The following is an 18,155-nucleotide window of genomic DNA, read 5'->3' as shown; positions in this document are numbered from 1 at the left end:
GGCTACAGGCGCTCCGTCTCGTCCAGGTAGTCGAGCAGGGTGGCGTCCACGTCGTCGCGGAACCGCATGAGGTTGCGGGTGTCCTCGTCGTAGCGGTAGAGGTCCTCGCAGGAGATCCAGCGGTCGCGGGTCGCCTCGGCCGGCCGGTACCCTTTCGCCACCGTGCCGACCTCCCAGTCGGGTTTGCCCGCGGTCTCCCAGCAGCTGGCCAGGGTCCCGTCCGCGCTGATCACCGCGCCGTAGCGGCCTTCGGTGTGGCCGCAGGTGAGGCAGGGCCGGCGGGCGCCCGGACGGCTCACCCTGAAGCCGAGTTCGAGCGCCCGGCGCTGCCACCGGGTGAAGTGGGCGGAGAGCTCGCCCGTGTGCAGCAGGTCGTTGGCGTATCCGATGCCCACGTCGCCGACCCGGGCGAAGTACAGCGCGCACCGGGAGGGGTCCAGCTGCGCCGCGAGCCGGTCGATGAGCGCGTCGACGCCGTCGAAGGTCTCCTGGGAGACGTTGACCCGCAGGGTCCACCGGATGGGCGTGACCTCGCTCGCCGCGACGATGTTACGGACGATCTTGTCGTAAGTGCCGCCGTTGTCGGCCCTGTTGACCCGGATGCGGTCATGGTCGGCGCGGTCGCCGTCGAAGGTGACCTGCACGGAGTCGAGCCCGAGGCCGGAGAGCTGCCGCGCGAGCCGTGGGGTGAGCAGGGTGGTGTTGGAGATCATCCAGGCCGACGTCATCCCGATGCCCGAGGCCCGCTCCAGCAGTTCCAGGCAGCCGCGCGGGTTGAGCAGGGGCTCCCCGCCGAACAGGAGGATCCGTAGCCTGTCGAGTTCGGCCGCGGCCATCTGCCGCTCGGTGAACCCGAGGATCGAGGTGATGGTCTCCGAGGTGAGACGGGTCCGGGCGATCCTGGGCGGACGGCTGCCGTCCGTGGTGTCCTGGGCGGTGTTCTGGAAGCAGTATCCGCAGCCCAGGTTGCAGTTGGTGCTGGTGAGGACGGTCAGCGCGTACGAGCGGACCGGCGGGGCGGCGAACATGCCGCGCTCGCGCAGCCGGCGCTCCGCGTCGGGCCGCAGATCACCCTCGGGGGTGACGTGCCGGCCGCCGAGGCGGACGACCCCGCCCCGGCCGAGGAACCACCAGTTGCGTCTGCCTTCGAGGAGGCGTGCGCCGTCCGGGAGTTGGACCTGTTGCAGGCTCATCGCGTCCTCCGAGCTGTGGGTGGTGCCGTGGTCGGAACGGGGTGGGGGCGGCGGCCGTCGGCGAGCAGCAGCGTCGTCAGCGCGGTGACGAGCGTCGGCTGATAGGCCCACCTGAAGTACTGCTGGGGAGGGGCGGACGCCGGGGCCCGTCCCCGGGCGGTCTTGCCGGGTAGGGAACCGTCCGGTGACCGGGCCCCCGCGAGCATCCCGAGAGCCGCTGTCCCGGAAGGCGTCCGCAGCGGGTCCGAGCCCAGGCAGTGCTGGGCGAGCAGCAGCTTGGCCGCGTACTCCCACGCGTCCTCGCGTACGCAGTGCTCGGTGAGCCGCTCCACCACGCGCAGCGCCCGCTCCCGGTCCTCCGCGTCCAGGCCGGTGTCGCGGAAGCCGTAGTCGGAGAGGTAGAACACGGTGTCCGTCACCTGGCAGACGTCCAGTTCGGCCACCGGCACACCTTCGGCGCGCGCCAGCATGCTGCACGCGTACAGCTCCTCGTACGAGGCCAGTTCGTGCCCGAGGCCCGCGAGTTCGGCGTAGAACCTGGTGCCCAGGTGGAGGTAGGGCGACTTGAGGCGCGGCGTCAGATAACCGTCGGCGGACAGCTGGTCGAGCACGCGGCGTCGGGCGTCGGTGACGGACCCGGCCGGTGCCAGAGCGGCCCAGATCAGACCGAACGGCCGCGCGCTGTCGGGGGAATGGGCGAGGAGGTGCGGGAAGTCGGTTCGTCGCCAGGCGTGTTCCACGACCGCGAGCACGGGCTCCAGGGCGTTGTCGTCCGGCGCGGCCCTCTGCCAGCAGCGGCAGAGCAGCGCGAGTTGCAGGAGGGCCTTCACCCGCGGCGTCACGGGCAGTTCGGCACGGCCGGCGGGGGAGTCGAGACGGCCGGCATGGAGCCCCAGCCACCGCCCCGTACCCGCGGCCAGGATCGCGACGGTCTCCTCGGCGGCGGCTGTCCCGCCGTCCGTGTCAGGGGCTGACGTTCGCGTAGTCATGGTCCTCCTTCGGGATCATGGAGTGCTGGGCCATTCGCTCGACGACGTCGGCCGCACGGGCGGCGCCGTCCACCGCTGCCAGCCTCCGGCCGAGGGTCCGGGCGCGGTCCCGCAGGGCGTCGTCCCGCCACGCGGAGTCCAGCAGCGCCGGCCAGTCCGACAGCGCGGATTTCGGCAGGTGCACGCCCACGCCGGCCCGCATACAGGCACCGGTGAGCAGCGGCTGCTCGGATCCGTTGGGCGAGGCCGCGAGGGGGCGGCCACGCAGCAGGGCGGCCAGTACGGGGGCGGATGTGCCGCTGGTCACCACCAGGTCGGCCAGGTCGATCAGCGGGCCCATCCATGGCTTGCGCACCGTCAGGATGTCGGCGTCCGGGGCGGGTTGGGGGCTCGGGGAGCGGCCCTGCTCCACCACGGCCTGGAACCGGCCGCCGGTGAAGGTCTCGTTGAGGTGGGGCCACCGGCTGCCGCCCTCGAACACGCGCCCGAGGTGGACGTACACCACAGGCTTCCCGGACCGCGCCACCCGGTCCCTGACCGCGTCGACCTCGCCCGGCCCGGGCGTCGGCTCCCAGCGCAGCGGCCCCACGTGCACGACCCGGTCGGGCAGTTCGGTGCCCGGGTACTCCAGCTCCGGGTCGCCGCGCAGCAGCAGGGCGTCGCCCGGCAGCGGGTCGTCCCCCCACCGGGAGCCACGCGCCGGCAGCCCCGCCTGTTCCCGCACCTCGGCGTACTGCTGACGCATCTCACGGGTCCGGTTCCGGCGGGGCCTGCCCAGCGGCGGCTCGTCGTCCCCGCCCGCCCGGTAGTCCCACAGGTGGACCGAGAGCCCGACGACCGCCACGGGAAGGCCGAGCACCTCGGCGGCGAGCAGGGTGCCGTGGCACAGCACGGAGGTGATGAGCAGGTCGGCCCGGTCCGCGCGGGCGGCGCGCACCGTCGCCCGGTACTGCGCCATGGCGCAGGTGCCCCACCACGCGACGGAGAACGCGCGCCGTTCGCCGAAGTCCTCCGTCGCCGCGAACGGCAGTCCGGCGTCGGCGGCGACCGAGGCGGCGCCGGATCTGCCCAGCACGCTGACGTGATGGCCGCGCCGCCGGAGCTCACGGCCGGCCGCGATCGTCGGGTAGAGGTAGCCGCCGTCGCTGAGCGGACACAGCAGGATCCTCACGACGCCCCCCGGCGGGGGCGGGCCGGCCGGATGCCGGACAAGGCGTGCCGGAGCGGAGCGGCCGGTGCCGGGAGTTCCCGCACCGCGTGCTGCGGGGCCCGGTGCGGGCGCGGGCGCTGTGCCGGCGGGGCGGCGGGGGTCACTCGGTGCTCCCTCGTGGCGTGGCGGGCGGTGGCGGCCCTGAACGGGCGGGAGGGCCGACAGGGAGAGGGCCGCACGGCGGCCGGGCGCGTGACGCGGCCGGCCCTGACGGCGGCCGGGCCTCCGTCGCCCGGAACGATCTGTCCGAGCTCCGGAGGCCCGTGCGGTGCACAGGACTCGACGGGGCGAGCTACTGCAGCATGTCGCTGTTGTTGGTGAGGCAGTTGCCCGCCTCGTCCTCGCCGTCCTCGCTGTGCGCGACGACCTCGAAGTCCTCGGACTCGGTCGGCTCCTGGCTCTGGTTCTCAGGCATGTTCTTCTCCTCTGTCGGCGGTGTCGGTTGCACCGGCTGAGAAGGAACGTACGGACGCGCGGTATGGGAACGCCTGATCGTCGGCCCGACGCCGGTATGCGGCCCATGACACGGGCACGTTGCAGCACGGGAATCCGGTGCGGGGGCTCGGTGCAGGACCGTGGACACGTGTCGGCCCACCGCACGTCGGCGCGCGGCCGGGAGGCCGAGAAGGGCGGCCGGGCGCGGTGGGCGGGGACGGCCGCGCGCGACGAGGGCCAGCGTGCCCCGGCCCGGAGGCAGTGCCTTGGAATGCACGGGCCTGAGAAGCGGCATCAGGAGCTACGGACCGCAGGCACTGGCATCAGGAGCTACGGACCAGAAGGCGGGCATCAGGGGGTACGGGCCGGAGAAGCAGGCCTCGGAACGTACGGGCCGGAGAACCCGGACTCAGAAGGTGCGGGCCGGGGAGCGTCACGCGTCCGGCGACGGCCGGACCGTGCGGGGTCCCACGCAGCGGGCCCCGTACGCCTCGACCCGCTGTCGCAGTCCCCGGTCGGCGGTGACGACGACGCAGTCCCGGTCCGGGGCGGCCCCGGCCGCCAGCTCGGCGATCAGGTCGTCGCCGCTGCCGGCGGCCGAGTCGACCCGCACTCCGGCCACGGAACCGACGCCCCGGGCGGCCCCTTCCACGACGAGCACCAGTTCGACGGGGCCGGGCAGCCCCGGCAGCCCGGCAGCCGCGTACGGGACCAGCGAGTCACGCAGCCGGGTCGCCGCCCCGCGCCGGTCCCGCCACCACCCGTCGGGCACCGAACCGACCACGTTGGCGGCGTCCACGATCACCAGCACCGCATCGTCATCGCTCATCCCGGCAGGGTGTCACGGGCGGTGCGGCACGACGGGGCCTCAGCCCCCGGTGGCGGGGGACTTCTTCGCGTCCTCGGGGATCGCGGTGTCCTCGCGGATCGCCTTCCACAGCTGACCCGCCTGCGGCTGGGCCGCGATCACCCGGTTCTTGTCGATCTTGTCGTACGCCACCGGCAGCATGATCGTCTCCATCGAGGCCGGGTCGACGCCGTTCATCGAGCGGGCGAACTCCGCCAGCGAGGTGAGCGACGCGAGCCCCGAGTCGGTCGTGAGCGACTTGGTGGCCGACTTGGCGATCTTGTACGAGTTCGCCGGACTGCCCAGCAGGTCCTGTGACTTGACCTCGCTCAGCAGGGCCATCAGGAACTGCTGCTGGAGCCCGATGCGGCCGAGGTCGCTGCCGTCGCCGATGCCGTGCCGGGTCCGGACGTACGCCAGGGACTCGGTGCCGTTCAGCTTCTGCGGCCCCGCGGCGAGGCTCAGCCCGGAGGCCTTGTCGTCGATGTCCTGCGGTACGTCGACGGTGACCCCGCCGATGGCGTCGACCAGGTCCTTGAACCCGGCGAAGTTGATCTCCAGGTAGTGGTCGATGCGGACGCCGGACATCTTCTCCACCGTCTTCACCACACAGGCCGGGCCGACCTGTGAGTAGACGGAGTTGAACATGACGCGTTCCTTGGCGGACACCGTGGATCCGTTGTCCCCGACGCACTCGGGCCGGGTCACCAGGGTGTCGCGCGGGATGGAGACGGCGACGGCCTTCGACCGGCCCTCGGGTATGTGCACCACCATCGCCGTGTCGGAGCGCGCACCGCTGACGCCCGCGCCGCCGCCCAGCTCCTTGTTCTCCGCCCCGGCACGCGAGTCCGAGCCCAGGACCAGCAGATTCTGCCCGCTGGTGGGCAGCTTCTCCGGGCGGTCCTCACCGAGCGCCTTGTTGATGTCGACGCCCTTGATGTTCCCGTCGAGCTGGCTGTAGAGCCAGTACACGGTGCCGCCGGCGGCGAGCAGCAGGACGAGCAGGACGCCGAGCGTGATCTTGAGTCCGCGGCGGCGCTTGCGGGGCTTGGCCGCACGTCGGGAGGCGCGCGGGCCCGGAGGCATGACGTCGTTGCTCATCCTGTTTCGAGTCCCTAGGTCTCGCGGCCCCGTGGGGCTGTGGCGGGTGGACTCGGGTGGGGGGAGGGGCCGGTCCGTATGCGGTGGTGGATATGAACTATAGGTGGACGAGAACTATAGACAGCCAGTCGAGCGCGTGTGCGGGAGAGCCGGTCGGTCGCCGGGGCGTGCGGGTGGTGCGTCGCCCTCGGTGGAGCCCGTTGACGTGGTTTCGCGTGTCGGATCCGTGTCACTGGCGGGGTCTAAGATATGGCAGATTCGAAATCGTGCACGATATGTCATGGCGTGACGTAGCGGATGCCACTTCTGGAAAGGTGACGGCGGAACCATGCTCGGACGCGATGCCCGCGCGACTTCGGAGGTCGCCCCCACCGCTCAGGCACTGAACGGCATCTGGCTCACCCGGGGCAGGGACGGCCGGCTCACGGTGTACGTCCACAGCGCCGACGGCCGCCTGCGCCGCTGGATCCAGGCGCGCCCCGGCGGCGGCCCCTGGACCGGTTCCGAGCTGGCGACGGGGGGCCGTCTCACCCACCTGACCGTCGTGCAGGACGCCAACGCCTACGTGCACTTCGTCGGCCGGCGGGAGCGGGCATCCGGCTCCGCCGTCGCCGTCGACATCGTGTACGCCATCCAGTACCAGACCGGTCGGCCGGTCAGCGCGTGGCACTCGCTGGGCAACCCGCACAAGGACGCGCCGGGGGGCGACCGCATCGGCGCTCCCGCCGTCGCGGTGAGCGGGTCGGGCGAGGTCCACATAGGCCTGCGCAACGCGGGCGGCGGGCTGATGCTGCGTCGCGAGCGGGCCGACGGCAAGTGGCGCGGCTGGGAGGACCTCAGGGGCTCACGCATCGAGGGTGATCCCACGGCGGTCGCGCTCGCGTCCGGAGTGGTGGAGTTCTTCGCGGCGGTCGAGGGGGGCACGCTGCACTGGCAGCAGAAGGAGGCCGGTGGCGGCTGGCACGAGGCCCAGCCCTCGCGCCTGGCGGTGCGGGCGGGTACGTCCGCCGCGCTGGAGACCGCTCCGGGCAGGGCCACGTTCTACTGGACCGACCCGGCGGGCGGGGTCGTCGCCTTCCGCGCGGGGGCGTGGCCGATGGCTCTCGGGGGTGCTCCGGGGGACGGGCCGCACGCGGCGATCCGGGTGGCTCTGGACGGCTACGACTGCACGGTGCTGGCTCACCGGGGAGTCGACGGCACGGCGGCGGTGGGCCTCGGCGTCACCGAGAACGAGGCCAACGGAGTGTGGTGGTCGGACACCGGGATCCGGTGTCTGGGCACGCCCGCGCTGGCACACGACGCCTACGGCCGACTGGTGGTGGCGGTGATCGGCGAGGACGGCGAGCCGCGACTGGCCCGACAGACGGACGGCCCCGGTCTCACGCTCGACGACTGGCGATCCGTCTGAAGCGTGGCACCCGCGCGGATGGTTGTAGCGCGCGACCCATGACATACATCACGCACATCGGTCCAGGCCTAATACATGATCATCACTTCATCTGCACATTGACATCCTTTAATGTTCACTTAAGATTTGCGTCTGGTGCTACAGCTTCGAGAGCTGAACGCGAGTGATCGAAGAGGACCGACTCTGGGCCAACGGGGGCTCGGGCGAGGGTGCTGAGCAGAGTTGGATCTTGGTGGTGGCCGTGTGCTCACCACTGCCGTGAACTGGAGAGTGAAGCATGGCCCCTGGGCCGCGTCTGAGTGTCATCGTCCCCTTCCAGGACGTTGAGATCTACCTCGACGAGTGCCTGGAGTCCATCGCTCGACAGACGTTCCGCGACTTCGAGGTCGTCATGGTCGATGACGGCTCGACCGACCGGTCCACGGAAATCGCCGAGGGGTTCTGCGCCCGCGATCCGCGCTTCCGGCTGATACGCCAGGAGTCCCGGGGGCCGGGGCACGCCCGGAACACGGGGCTGAACGCCATGCACCCCGCGGGCGAGTTCCTGGTGTTCGCGGACGGCGACGACGTCATCCCCGAGTACGCCTACGAACTGCTGATACGCACCGTCTCGGAGTCCGGCTCGGATTTCGTCTCCGGCAACGTCCAGATGATGAATTCCACCAAGAAGTGGCAGTCCCCCCTGCACAAGGGGCCGATGCAGAAGGACCGCCGCGGCACCCACATCACCCGGTTCGAGGCGCTGATCTACGACCGGACCGTGTGGAACAAGGTATTCCGCCGCGCTTTCTGGGACTACCACCTCATCCGCTTCCCCGAAGGGGTCCTCTACGAGGACTCCTGGGTCAACATGTTCGCGCACTTCAAGGCGCGGAAGGTCGATGTCATCACCGACATCGTCTACTTCTGGCGCCGTCGCGAGGGCGGCGCGGCGCCCTCCATCACCCAGCGGCACACCGAGATCGACAATCTGCGCGACCGGGTGGCCGCCGTGCAGTCCGTCAGCCGGTTCCTCGGGCAGCACCGGTCGCGCTCGTTCAAGGAGCACAAGCGCAAGTACGACCTGGCCTGCCTGAAGTCCGACCTCATGCTCCACCTCAAGGTGCTCCCCGACGCGGACGACGAGTACCGCGACGCCTTCATGTACGCGGCCCAGGAGTTCCTGGGCGAGGCGGACGACGACCTCATCGAGGAGTTGCCGGCCGACGCCCGGGTGAAGTGGCTCCTGGTCCATCAGGGGCGGCTGGGCGAGCTGCTGGACGTCATCGAGTTCGAGCGCAAGGGCGGTCCCCTGCCCGTACGCCGTCGGCTGCGCCGGTATCTGAACTACCCGCACCTGGAGAACCGCAAGACGGGCCTGTACAAGAGCGACTACCGCCTCGACAGGGAACTCTCGCCCGCCAGCTCGCTCACCGGGGCGCGTTGGGACGAGGAGTGGCTGACGCTGACCGGCTCGGCCTATGTGCGCTTCATCAATGTGCACAAGAAGCACATGTCGACCAAGGCGCTGGCGCTGCGGAACAAGAAGTCCGGCAGCAAGATCATCAACCTGGCGAAGACCACGTACTACCCGCAGGCGACCGAATACTCCAACCAGAACCGCTACTGCTACGACTGGGCCGGCTTCGAGAGCCGGTTCGACACCACCCGGCTCAAGAAGAAGGGCGAGTGGGTCGAGGGCACCTGGGACGTCGCCGCCGGTGTGTTCAGCCGCGGCCTCTTCCGGTACAAGAGCGTCGGCCGGGGCGGAGCGGGAGCCGCCGCCAACCCTCCGTACCGCTATGTCGACAAGAACACCCGCATCGTCCCCCTCTTCGTGCAGGGCTCCCTGAAGCTCCGCGTCGAGATCGTCCGGTGCCGCATCACCCGCCACCGGATCGTGGGCGAACACCTCGAACTCGGCGGTGTCTACCTGAGCCCCAAGGTCCCCGAGTGGGGGAAGCTCCGGGTGGTCAGCATGAACGGCGCCGGCCGGCACGACTCCTGGCTGTCGTTCAAGCCCGGGGGAGAGGGCTGGTGCACCTTCACCACCCGGGTCCCGCTGCGCAACCTCGTCCCCGGCTCGCGGGCCGACGGCGACAACTCCGTGCCCCAGGCGTGGACCATGGGCAGCAACGGCTGGAAGCTGACCGTGCACATGGAGGGCCGCAAGGCCCCGCTGTACCCGGTGATGGCCGAGGGCACCGGCGACGGCCACTACCGCATGCCCGAAAGGATCCAGACCGAGCAGGGCGACCGTGAGATCGTCGTCCACCGCAACGGCTCCGGCTACGCCGTCCTCTTCGAACGTGACGCGCTCCCGCTGGTCGGCGAGGTCCGCTGGCACGAGGACGGCTCGCTGGAACTCATCGGCAGCTACTCCTGCGTGGATCTGCTGCCCCCGGCCGAGTACACCAGCGCCCATGTCGTCGTCAGGTCCCGGGCCCACGGGGCCGAGCGCGCGGTCCCGCTGGAGTGGGACGGACACCGCTTCCGCTGCGTCGTCACCCCCGCGGCCATGCGCACCCTGGCCGGAGCCATTCCGCTGGCCGCCGGCCGCTGGGACTTCTTCCTGCGCCGCCAGGACCCCTCGTCCGTGGCTCCGGCCGACCGCTCGCCCGACCTGATGCTCAAGATCGAGCAGGACCTGATACCCGGGTTCCCCCAGGAGGCCGAGATGGGCGGGCGCGGCTACGACCTCCAGGCGGAGAGCTACGACCGGCTCTCCCTCCTCGTCCGTTCCGCGATGGCCGAGGACGCCCGGGGCCCCTACCGGCAGAAACTGCTGCGCACCAAGACCTACGCGCAGGCCCGGCGCCAGGCGATCAGGCCCGCCGTGCTCTTCGACGCCTTCAAGGGCACGCAGTACTCGGACAGTCCGCGCGCCGTCCACGAGGAGATGGTCCGGCGCGGCGTCGACGTGGAGCAGCTCTGGGTCGTCCGCGACGACCAGATCGACCTGCCGCCCACGGCGCGGTCCGTACGGATGTGGTCCCAGGAGTGGTACGAGGCACTCGCCACCTCCCGTTACATCGTCGCCAACAACCACCTCCCCGACTGGTTCGAGAAGCGTCCGGAGCAGGTCGTCGTCCAGACCTGGCACGGCACCCCGCTCAAGAAGATCGGCCACGACATCGAGGCCGTCCACTTCGCCGACCAGCGCTATCTGGAGCGGGTCGCGAAGGAGGTCCAGAACTGGGACATGCTGGTCTCGCCGAACAGCTTCTCCACGCCCATCCTCAAGCGGGCCTTCCAGTTCCCCGGCGAGATGGTCGAATGCGGCTACCCGCGCAACGACCTGCTGCGCCGCCCCGGAACGGAAGGACGGGCCGCGGAGATCCGGCGACGCATCGGACTTCCGCCCGGCAAGCGCATCATCATGTACGCCCCCACCTGGCGCGACGACCAGTTCTACGCCCCGGGGAAGTACAAGTTCGACTTCCGGATCGACCTCGGCGACGCCCGCGCCCGGCTCGGCGCCGACCACGTCCTGATGGTTCGTCGCCACCCCAACGTGGTGGACCCGGTTCCTGGTGCCGGTGACGGGTTCGTCTTCGACGTCTCCGACTACCCGGACATGGCCGATCTCTCGCTCATCACGGACGTGATGATCACGGACTACTCGTCGCTGATGTTCGACTACGTCAACACCGGGCGGCCGATCCTCTTCTTCACCTACGACCTGGAGCACTACCGCGACACCCTGCGCGGGTTCTACTTCGAGTTCGCCGAGAGCGCCCCGGGCCCCCTGGTGTCCGATTCGGCCGAACTGATCTCGGCGGTCCGGAACATCGACCGCATCCAGGACGCGTACGCCGACCGCTACCGGTGGTTCCAGGACCAGTTCTGCGACCTGGACGACGGATACGCCGCGGCCCGGCTGACCGACCGCGTCCTGATCGCCGGGGGCGACCTCACCCCCGACCGGGCGAAGGCCCCGGCGGTCGGCACCGTACCGGTCCGCCAGAGCCCCCCGGCGCGCCGGATGCTGGAGCAGACACAGCCGATCCAGCAGTTCCAGGCGCCTCAGCAGTCGATCATCCGGCAGGAACCCCAGCGGTACTTCCCGGCCGACGGACGCCGGGCGATCGGGGACACGACACCACCGCAGCACCGGACGACCGCTTCCGGCGAGCGCGTCTACGAGGGAATGATCATGTGAACCCGTGGCGGTCCGGTGCGCGGCGCCGCGCCGCAACGGATCCAGCCCCTCGCACGACATGAGCCGCCCGACCACGGAGACCGCCACCCATGAAGATCGCCTTTCTGCTGCACGACGCCTACGGAATCGGCGGTACGGTCAGCGCCACCCTCAACCTGGCGGGAGCGCTGGCCAAGCGTCATGAGGTCGAGATCGTCTCCGTCTTCCGTACCCGCGACACCCCGCAGGGCAACCTGGAGCCCGGCGTCCGGCTGACCCCGCTGGTGGACATCCGCGCCAACAGCGCGGACAAGGACCACCAGCTGTCCCGGCAGGCGTCGGTCGTCAGCCCGCGGAGCCCCTCGTTCTCGCAGCTGTACAACGCGCTCACGGACCAGCGGATCGGCGGCTACCTGGACGGAACCACCGCCGACGTCGTCATCGCCACCCGGCCGGTGCTGCTCATGTACCTGGCGCACTTCGGCGAACGCGACTACCTCAGGATCGGGCAGGAGCACCTGACCCACGATTCGCAGATCCCCGAGCAGCGTGCGTGCCAGAACAGAATCGTCCCGGACATGGACGCCTTCGTGACCGTGTCCCACGCCGACGCCGAGATCTACCGGGGGGTCCTGCCGCACGCCGCCTCCCGCATCCTCTCCATCCCCAACCCGGTGACCCTGCCGAGCGTGATGCCCGCGCGCAGCGGTCAGCACATCGTCGTGGCCGCCGGACGCCTGGTGAAGGTCAAGCGCTACGACGTGCTCGTCCGCGCCTTCGAGATCGTGGTCCGCAGCCGGCCCGACTGGAGCCTGCGGATCTACGGCTCCGGCAAGGAGGAACAGGCCCTGCGCGAGCTGGTGATGGAGCGCGGGCTGTACAACCACGTCCGCCTGATGGGACCGCACGCGCCGATGGAGAGCGAGTGGGCCAAGGGCGACATCGCCGCCGTCACCTCCGACAACGAGTCCTTCGGCATGACGATCGTCGAGGCCATGCAGGCCGGCCTGCCCGTCGTCAGCACCGACTGCCCGCTGGGGCCCCGCGAGATCATCCAGCACGGGGTCGACGGGTTCCTGGCCGTTCCCGGAGACCCGGAGTCGGTGGCCCAGGGCCTGCTCGCGATCATCAACGACGACCAGTTGCGGCTGCGCATGAGCGAGGCGGCCCGCCAGAACGCCTACCGCTTCGCCCCCGATGTCATCGCCCAACGGTACGAGGAGCTGTTCGACCACCTCCTCACCAACCGGGTACGCAATCCGGTGCGGCAGACCGCCCGCGTACTGGCCCAGGGGCGCCTGATAGCTGCCCCGGGTGGCGGCTTCCGGCTCCAGCTGAAGGTCACCGGCGAGGGCGCGACCGGCTACGCCGTGGGAATCAAGCTCCGCGACAGCCCGGAGCTCCGCACGGTCCCGCTGGAACCGGGGACAGTCGTCAAGGACGCCCGCGGTCAGCTCTGGGCCGAGACGATGATCGACCCCCGGCTGCTGCGCCCGCACGAAGGAACCTGGGACCTGCGACTGCACGGACCCGAGGGCCAGGACGAGCGGATGGTGGCCGAGGGGGTGGAGACCCAGTACCTCAGCGGACAGGCGCCCTGGCTGGACGGCCAGGGGGTCTCGTCGGCCATTCCGTACCGGACGATGGACGACTTCATCGCCCTGCGTACGTGGTACCGCCCCGCCCACGCGGAGATCGGCCAGGTCGTCGTCGACGAGGGCCGGACCGGCTTCCACCTCAGCCTGTTGCTGCCCGCGCCCGTCCGGGCGGGGACGGCGGTCCACGCCGTGCTGCGCCACCGGAACGACCGGACGACCGAGTTCGCCGTCCCCGTACAGGCGGTCGGCGGAACCTCCGTCACGTTCGCCGTTCCGCACCGGGAGTTCCTGGCCCGCCGCCTCGGCGCCACCGACATCTGGGACCTGTGGATACGGACCGGCGACGGCTCCGAGATGCGGGCCGGCCGGATCGGCGGGGACATCATCCGCCGCAAGCACACCGACCGCTTCCCCACGGCGGTGGACCGCTCCGACCTCGGTGTCGTGCACCGGACCGTCGCCTACATCACCGACGACAACGACCTGTCCTTCTCCGTGAAGCACGCCTGACCTCCGGCGGCCGCGGTCCGGAAGATCCCGGACGCGTCGGTACGCCGCCCCTGCATGAGATGGGAAATCCCGCGCCGTGTCCAAAGCAGCCCCGGGCCGTCCGCTGCACACCGGTATCGACAACTCCGGGACCTTCCCGGTCGAGTACCGGTTCGCGCACGCGCGGAACGGCAACCGGCACCTGGTCGTCGTCTTCGCCAACTTCTCCGTGCCCGGCGACTACGGATGGTCCAACGGGGTGTTCGACACGCTCCGGTCCAACGTCCTGTGGATTCGTGACCGCTTCCACGGAAAGAACAGCTACTACCTGTGCAAGGGGATGGACTTCGGACTGGAGCGGTCCGTCGTCTCCCTGATCTCCAACGTCCTGAACTCGCTGGGTCTCACGCCGGACCAGTGCACCATGTGGGGCGGCAGCAAGGGCGGGAGCGCGGCGCTCTACTTCGGACTGAAGTACGGCTTCCGGAACATCGTGTCGATGGTCCCGCAGTTCAGGATCGGCAGCTACGTCCTGCAGTACCCGTCCATCGCCGAGCACATGATGGGTGAGGTCACCGAGCAGAACACGCAGATCATCGACGACGCGATACCGGCCCTGGTCCGGGCCGGGGCGAACCGCAACGCCAACATCTACCTCCTCTCGTCGCCGCAGGACGAACAGTTCAAGGAGCAGGTGGAGCCGTTCCTGCCGCTGTTCACCGGCTACGAGAACCTCAACTTCATCTTCAGCGACTCCCCTCACATCGTCGATCACGCGCACGTGACCGGCCGGAACCTCCCGGTCCTGATGGGGCTGGTCAACTTCCTGATCGACGGGATCGCGCCGAGGATCGGGTTCGTACGCAGCGGGGGCGAGCAGCCGGACGCGGACACCTCGGCCATCGACTCGTACCTCAGGACCACCTCTCAGGTGCAGGAGGCGTTCGCCGCGCCGGTGGCCTACACCCCGGCGGCCGGAGGCACGGTGTACGGACGTTCGGTGATGTTCACCGGCGTGGCACCGGGCGCGGTACGGCTGAGCGTCTGGGAGCACGGCAAGTTCCTCGGCGCCCCGGAGGTCGCCCCCGACGGCTCCTGGAGCTGGGACCTCGGCCGCCCCTGGAGCGTGGGTGAGCACCCGGTGCGCATCCTCGGAGTGGACGCGGCCGGCTACCACTCCCAGCGGGCCGAGATCACGTTCACCGTCGCCGAAGCCCCCGAGGGATCGCAGCCGACGGGGCCGGGCGTGGCTCCCCAGCCGGCGGTGGGCGGCCCGCCTCCGGCACCGGTGGTCGTCGGGCCCGTCTCCGGTCAGCAGGTCCAGGGACCGCTGATCGGTATCGCGGGGTACGCCGAGGGCGCTGCCCGGGTCGAGTTCGTCGAGGACGGTATGCGGCTGGGCGTCGCCCCGGTGGCACCGGATACCCGTTGGTCCTTCGAGCCGGGATGGTCGTGGGCCGAGGGGGAGCACACCGTGGAGTGTCACGCGGTCGACCACTCCGGCCAGGAATCCCCGCGAACCGCCGTGCGGTTCGGTGTGGTGCACGCCTACCGGAGCTGAGCGACCGGAGCGCCGCACACGGGGCACCGGCGGCCCGGGCCTCAGCCCGCCTCGACCTCCATGATCAGGGCCAGATGGTCCGACGCGGACGTGTCACGCACCGAACAGCCGGTGCGCGGCAGATCGGTGAACAGGTAGTCGATCTTGCCGCCGGTGGCCAGAGTCGGGCGGCCGGTACGTGCGGCGGGCCCTCGCTGGTCGCATTCCCGATAGCGACGGAAGGCCTGGTGCGGCCAGATCCAGCCGCGGTCGTTCGCGGCCGTGGGCGGCGTGGTGTTCAGGTCGCCGCCGAATACCGTACGGGCGCCCGCCGCGTCGACCATCGCTGCCAACTGGTCGTCGCGCAGCTCCCACTGAGGATGCGCCCGGTCGCTGCCGGGCAGGCTCAGGTGGGCGGAGCACACCCGGAGCCCGGGCTCGGACACCGTCGCGCAGAGGATGCCGCGGTGCAGGCCGACCTCGGGCTCCTGGGCGTTCACCCTCGTGACCCGGGTCAGCGGCGAGGAGGCCAGCACCGCGATACCGGCCCGGCCACGGCCGGCCGCGCAGCCGACCGGGGTGAACCGCCCGTCGGGAGTGCGATGGGCGTAGCCCCGGAAGGCCGCGTCCCAGTCACGCCCCAACGCTCGGCGGGCCGCGGCCAGATCCTCCGTGCAGACCTCCTGCAGCAGAAGCACGTCCGCGCCATCGGCACCGGCCAGATCCCTGAGCGCCCGGACCTTGCGGTCACCGCTGCCGGTGCCGTCGCAGTTCCACTGCTCCACACCGCACATGTTCCAGGTGGCGACCCGTAGGCGTTCGCCGGCCGTCGGCAGCGCCGGGACCGGGACCGAAGCCGACAGGAGCGCCGACAGGGCCACGGCCACCGCCGTGATCAGCCGGACCGGCACGGGGCGTGCCCTCCCCGGAACCCCCGGATCCCGCGCCCCGGCAACGCGCCACATCTCCGTCGCCCCTCCGCCCGTGCCGGGCCGTGCATGCCGACGGGCCGTACGGGAGATCATCCCGTACGGCCCGTCCGTCGTGAAATCGAGCGTTACGCCGGCACGCTCGCCACGCCCCGCGCCAGGAACGGCTTGCCGTTGACCCGCTGGGAGACGCCCTCACGGTCCAGGTACGGCGTGATGCCGCCCAGGTGGAAGGGCCAGCCCGCGCCGGTGATCAGGCACAGGTCGATGTCCTGGGCCTCGGCGACGACGCCCTCGCCCAGCATCAGGCCGATCTCCTGCGCCACCGCGTCGAGCACGCGGTCGCGGGTCTGCTCCTCGGTGAGGACGGTGTCGCCCTGCTTGAGGAGCGCCGCGACCTCGGGGTCCAGGACCGGAGCGCCGGAATCGTAGACGTAGAAGCCGCGCTTGCCGGCCTTCACGACCGCCGCGAGGTTCTGCGAGACCGTGAAGCGCTCCGGGAAGGCGCGGTTCAGGGTCTCGGAGACGTGCAGGCCGATGGCCGGGCCCACCAGCTCCAGGAGCACCAGCGGGGACATCGGCAGGCCGAGCGGCTCGACGGCCTTCTCCGCGACCTCGACCGGGGTGCCCTCGTCGATGACGTTCTGGATCTCGCCCATGAAGCGGGTGAGGATGCGGTTGACGACGAACGCCGGGGCGTCCTTCACCAGGACAGCGGTCTTCTTCAGCTTGCGGGCCACACCGAACGCCGTCGCCAGCGAGGCGTCGTCCGTCTGCTCGCCGCGCACGATCTCCAGCAGCGGGAGGATCGCGACCGGGTTGAAGAAGTGGAAGCCGACGACCCGCTCGGGGTTCTTCAGCTTCGACGCCATCTCGGTCACCGACAGCGAGGAGGTGTTGGTGGCGAGGATCGCGTGCGCCGGGGCGACCGCCTCGACCTCCGCGAACACCTGCTGCTTGACGCCGATCTCCTCGAAGACGGCCTCGATGATGAAGTCCGCGTCCGCGAAGCCCTCGGCCTTGTCGAGGACACCCGAGACCAGGCCCTTGAGGCGGTTGGCCTTGTCCTGGTTGATGCGGCCCTTGCCGAGCAGCTTCTCGATCTCGGCGTGGACATAGCCCACACCCTTGTCGACGCGCTCCTGGTCGATGTCCGTGAGGACGACCGGGACCTCCAGGCGGCGCAGGAACAGCAGCGCCAGCTGCGAGGCCATCAGGCCCGCGCCGACGACGCCGACCTTGGTGACCGGGCGGGCCAGGCTCTTGTCCGGGGCGCCGGCCGGGCGCTTGGCGCGCTTCTGGACCAGGTTGAAGGCGTAGATGCCGCTGCGCAGCTCGCCGCCCATGATCAGGTCCGCCAGCGCCTGGTCCTCGGCGTCGAAGCCGGCGGACAGGTCGCCGTCCTTCGCCGCCGCGATGATGTCCAGCGCGCGGTACGCCGCCGGGGCCGCGCCGTGCACCTTGGAGTCGGCGATGGCCCGGCCGCGGGCGACGGCCTGGTCCCAGGCATCGCCGCGGTCGACCTCGGCGCGCTCGACGGCGACCGTGCCCTTGAGCACGTTCGCGGTCCAGATCAGCGACTGCTCCAGGAAGTCCGCACCCTCGAACAGCGCGTCCGCGATGCCGAGTTCGAAGACCTGCTTGCCCTTGAGCTGACGGTTCTGGTTCAGCGAGTTCTCGATGATCACCGAGACCGCGCGGTCCGCGCCGATCAGGTTCGGGAGCAGTGCGCAGCCGCCCCAGCCGGGGACCAGGCCGAGGAAGACCTCGGGCAGCGAGAACGCCGGGAGCGCCTTGGAGACGGTGCGGTAGGTGCAGTGCAGACCGACCTCGACACCGCCGCCCATGGCCGCGCCGTTGTAGTACGCGAAGGTCGGGACCGCGAGGCCGGAGAGGCGGCGGAAGACGTCGTGGCCGCCCTTGCCGATGGCCAGCGCGTCCTCGTGACGGCTCAGCAGCTCGACGCCCTTGAGGTCGGCGCCGACGGCGAAGATGAACGGCTTGCCGGTGATGCCGACGCCCGTGATGGTGCCCTCGGACGCCTCCTTCTCGACCTGGTCGATCGCGGCGTTCAGGTTCGCCAGCGACTGCGGTCCGAAGGTGGTCGGCTTGGTGTGGTCCAGGCCGTTGTCCAGCGTGATGAGGGCGAAGTTGCCCGCACCGGCCGGAAGGTCCAGGTGGCGTACGTGCGCCTGGGTCACGACCTCGCCGGGGAACAGCTCGGCCGCACCCTTCAGAAGCTCAGTGGTGGAGCTCATGCCTGACCCTCGCTTCGCTCGGCCCAGCATGCGCTCAA

At 70.6% G+C, this 18,155-nt stretch carries 12 protein-coding genes; 4 read left to right on the top strand and 8 right to left on the bottom strand.

The features are described 5' to 3' along the window. Nucleotides 1-2: 2 nt before the first annotated feature. The 6 genes from ACIQRW_RS05335 to ACIQRW_RS05310 all read right to left on the bottom strand — a co-directional run bounded on the left by ACIQRW_RS05335 (nucleotide 3) and on the right by ACIQRW_RS05310 (nucleotide 5,775). A complete protein-coding gene (locus ACIQRW_RS05335) occupies nucleotides 3-1,193 on the bottom strand; it encodes a radical SAM protein (protein WP_403754674.1) in 1,191 nt (396 codons plus the stop codon). Continuing rightward, a complete protein-coding gene (locus ACIQRW_RS05330; protein WP_403754671.1) occupies nucleotides 1,190-2,182 on the bottom strand; it encodes a DUF6895 family protein in 993 nt (330 codons plus the stop codon). Before ACIQRW_RS05330 ends, ACIQRW_RS05335 begins: the two co-directional genes overlap by 4 nt. Then, nucleotides 2,157-3,353, bottom strand: coding sequence for a glycosyltransferase (locus ACIQRW_RS05325; protein ID WP_403754668.1), 1,197 nt, complete (start codon nucleotides 3,351-3,353; stop codon nucleotides 2,157-2,159). Before ACIQRW_RS05325 ends, ACIQRW_RS05330 begins: the two co-directional genes overlap by 26 nt. Nucleotides 3,354-3,684: 331 nt before the next feature. Beyond that, the gene (locus ACIQRW_RS05320; protein WP_257132553.1) at nucleotides 3,685-3,807 is read right to left on the bottom strand and encodes a hypothetical protein; all 123 of its coding nucleotides are present in this window, start codon (nucleotides 3,805-3,807) and stop codon (nucleotides 3,685-3,687) included. 453 nt (nucleotides 3,808-4,260) lie between these two features. After that, complete coding sequence (locus ACIQRW_RS05315) at nucleotides 4,261-4,656, bottom strand: NTP pyrophosphohydrolase (protein WP_403754665.1); 396 nt, start codon at nucleotides 4,654-4,656, stop codon at nucleotides 4,261-4,263. Between the two features lie 39 nt (nucleotides 4,657-4,695). Further along, nucleotides 4,696-5,775, bottom strand: a complete 1,080-nt coding sequence (locus ACIQRW_RS05310) for an LCP family protein (RefSeq protein ID WP_403754662.1) — start codon at nucleotides 5,773-5,775, stop codon at nucleotides 4,696-4,698. 328 nt (nucleotides 5,776-6,103) lie between these two features. Here ACIQRW_RS05310 and ACIQRW_RS05305 point away from each other — a divergent pair, with 328 nt between their 5' ends. The 4 genes from ACIQRW_RS05305 to ACIQRW_RS05290 all read left to right on the top strand — a co-directional run bounded on the left by ACIQRW_RS05305 (nucleotide 6,104) and on the right by ACIQRW_RS05290 (nucleotide 14,951). After that, nucleotides 6,104-7,183: a hypothetical protein gene (locus ACIQRW_RS05305; protein ID WP_403754659.1), complete on the top strand. Its 1,080-nt coding sequence runs from the start codon at nucleotides 6,104-6,106 to the stop codon at nucleotides 7,181-7,183. Nucleotides 7,184-7,460: 277 nt separating this feature from the next. Beyond that, nucleotides 7,461-11,324 carry a CDP-glycerol glycerophosphotransferase family protein gene (locus ACIQRW_RS05300; protein ID WP_403754657.1) on the top strand — a complete coding sequence of 1,288 codons (3,864 nt, stop codon included), beginning with the start codon at nucleotides 7,461-7,463 and terminating at the stop codon, nucleotides 11,322-11,324. 89 nt (nucleotides 11,325-11,413) lie between these two features. Next, complete coding sequence (locus ACIQRW_RS05295) at nucleotides 11,414-13,411, top strand: glycosyltransferase family 4 protein (protein ID WP_403754654.1); 1,998 nt, start codon at nucleotides 11,414-11,416, stop codon at nucleotides 13,409-13,411. Between the two features lie 76 nt (nucleotides 13,412-13,487). Next, nucleotides 13,488-14,951 carry a hypothetical protein gene (locus ACIQRW_RS05290; RefSeq protein ID WP_403754651.1) on the top strand — a complete coding sequence of 488 codons (1,464 nt, stop codon included), beginning with the start codon at nucleotides 13,488-13,490 and terminating at the stop codon, nucleotides 14,949-14,951. A 41-nt stretch (nucleotides 14,952-14,992) separates the two neighbouring features. Here the strand turns inward: ACIQRW_RS05290 and ACIQRW_RS05285 are convergent, their stop codons facing one another. Continuing rightward, entirely contained in the window at nucleotides 14,993-15,841 is an 849-nt protein-coding gene (locus ACIQRW_RS05285; RefSeq protein WP_403754649.1) for an endonuclease/exonuclease/phosphatase family protein, read from the bottom strand. 146 nt (nucleotides 15,842-15,987) lie between these two features. Then, nucleotides 15,988-18,117, bottom strand: coding sequence for a 3-hydroxyacyl-CoA dehydrogenase NAD-binding domain-containing protein (locus ACIQRW_RS05280; RefSeq protein ID WP_403754646.1), 2,130 nt, complete (start codon nucleotides 18,115-18,117; stop codon nucleotides 15,988-15,990). Between the last annotated feature and the right edge of the window lie 38 nt (nucleotides 18,118-18,155).

Source organism: Streptomyces sp. NPDC091287 (assembly GCF_044768525.1).
GTDB lineage: Bacteria > Actinomycetota > Actinomycetes > Streptomycetales > Streptomycetaceae > Streptomyces.
The sequence above is the reverse complement of the archived record's forward strand: the minus strand, read 5'-3'. Positions and strand labels throughout refer to the sequence as shown.

What these genes read in the sequence shown, in the direction of transcription:
- ACIQRW_RS05315 (WP_403754665.1), bottom strand. Translation starts at nt 4,656, where the DNA reads ATGAGCGATGACGATGCGGTGCTGGTGATCGTGGACGCCGCCAACGTG.
- ACIQRW_RS05295 (WP_403754654.1), top strand. Translation starts at nt 11,414, where the DNA reads ATGAAGATCGCCTTTCTGCTGCACGACGCCTACGGAATCGGCGGTACG.
- ACIQRW_RS05310 (WP_403754662.1), bottom strand. Translation starts at nt 5,775, where the DNA reads ATGAGCAACGACGTCATGCCTCCGGGCCCGCGCGCCTCCCGACGTGCG.
- ACIQRW_RS05320 (WP_257132553.1), bottom strand. Translation starts at nt 3,807, where the DNA reads ATGCCTGAGAACCAGAGCCAGGAGCCGACCGAGTCCGAGGACTTCGAG.
- ACIQRW_RS05330 (WP_403754671.1), bottom strand. Translation starts at nt 2,182, where the DNA reads ATGACTACGCGAACGTCAGCCCCTGACACGGACGGCGGGACAGCCGCC.
- ACIQRW_RS05300 (WP_403754657.1), top strand. Translation starts at nt 7,461, where the DNA reads ATGGCCCCTGGGCCGCGTCTGAGTGTCATCGTCCCCTTCCAGGACGTT.
- ACIQRW_RS05335 (WP_403754674.1), bottom strand. Translation starts at nt 1,193, where the DNA reads ATGAGCCTGCAACAGGTCCAACTCCCGGACGGCGCACGCCTCCTCGAA.
- ACIQRW_RS05305 (WP_403754659.1), top strand. Translation starts at nt 6,104, where the DNA reads ATGCTCGGACGCGATGCCCGCGCGACTTCGGAGGTCGCCCCCACCGCT.
- ACIQRW_RS05280 (WP_403754646.1), bottom strand. Translation starts at nt 18,117, where the DNA reads ATGAGCTCCACCACTGAGCTTCTGAAGGGTGCGGCCGAGCTGTTCCCC.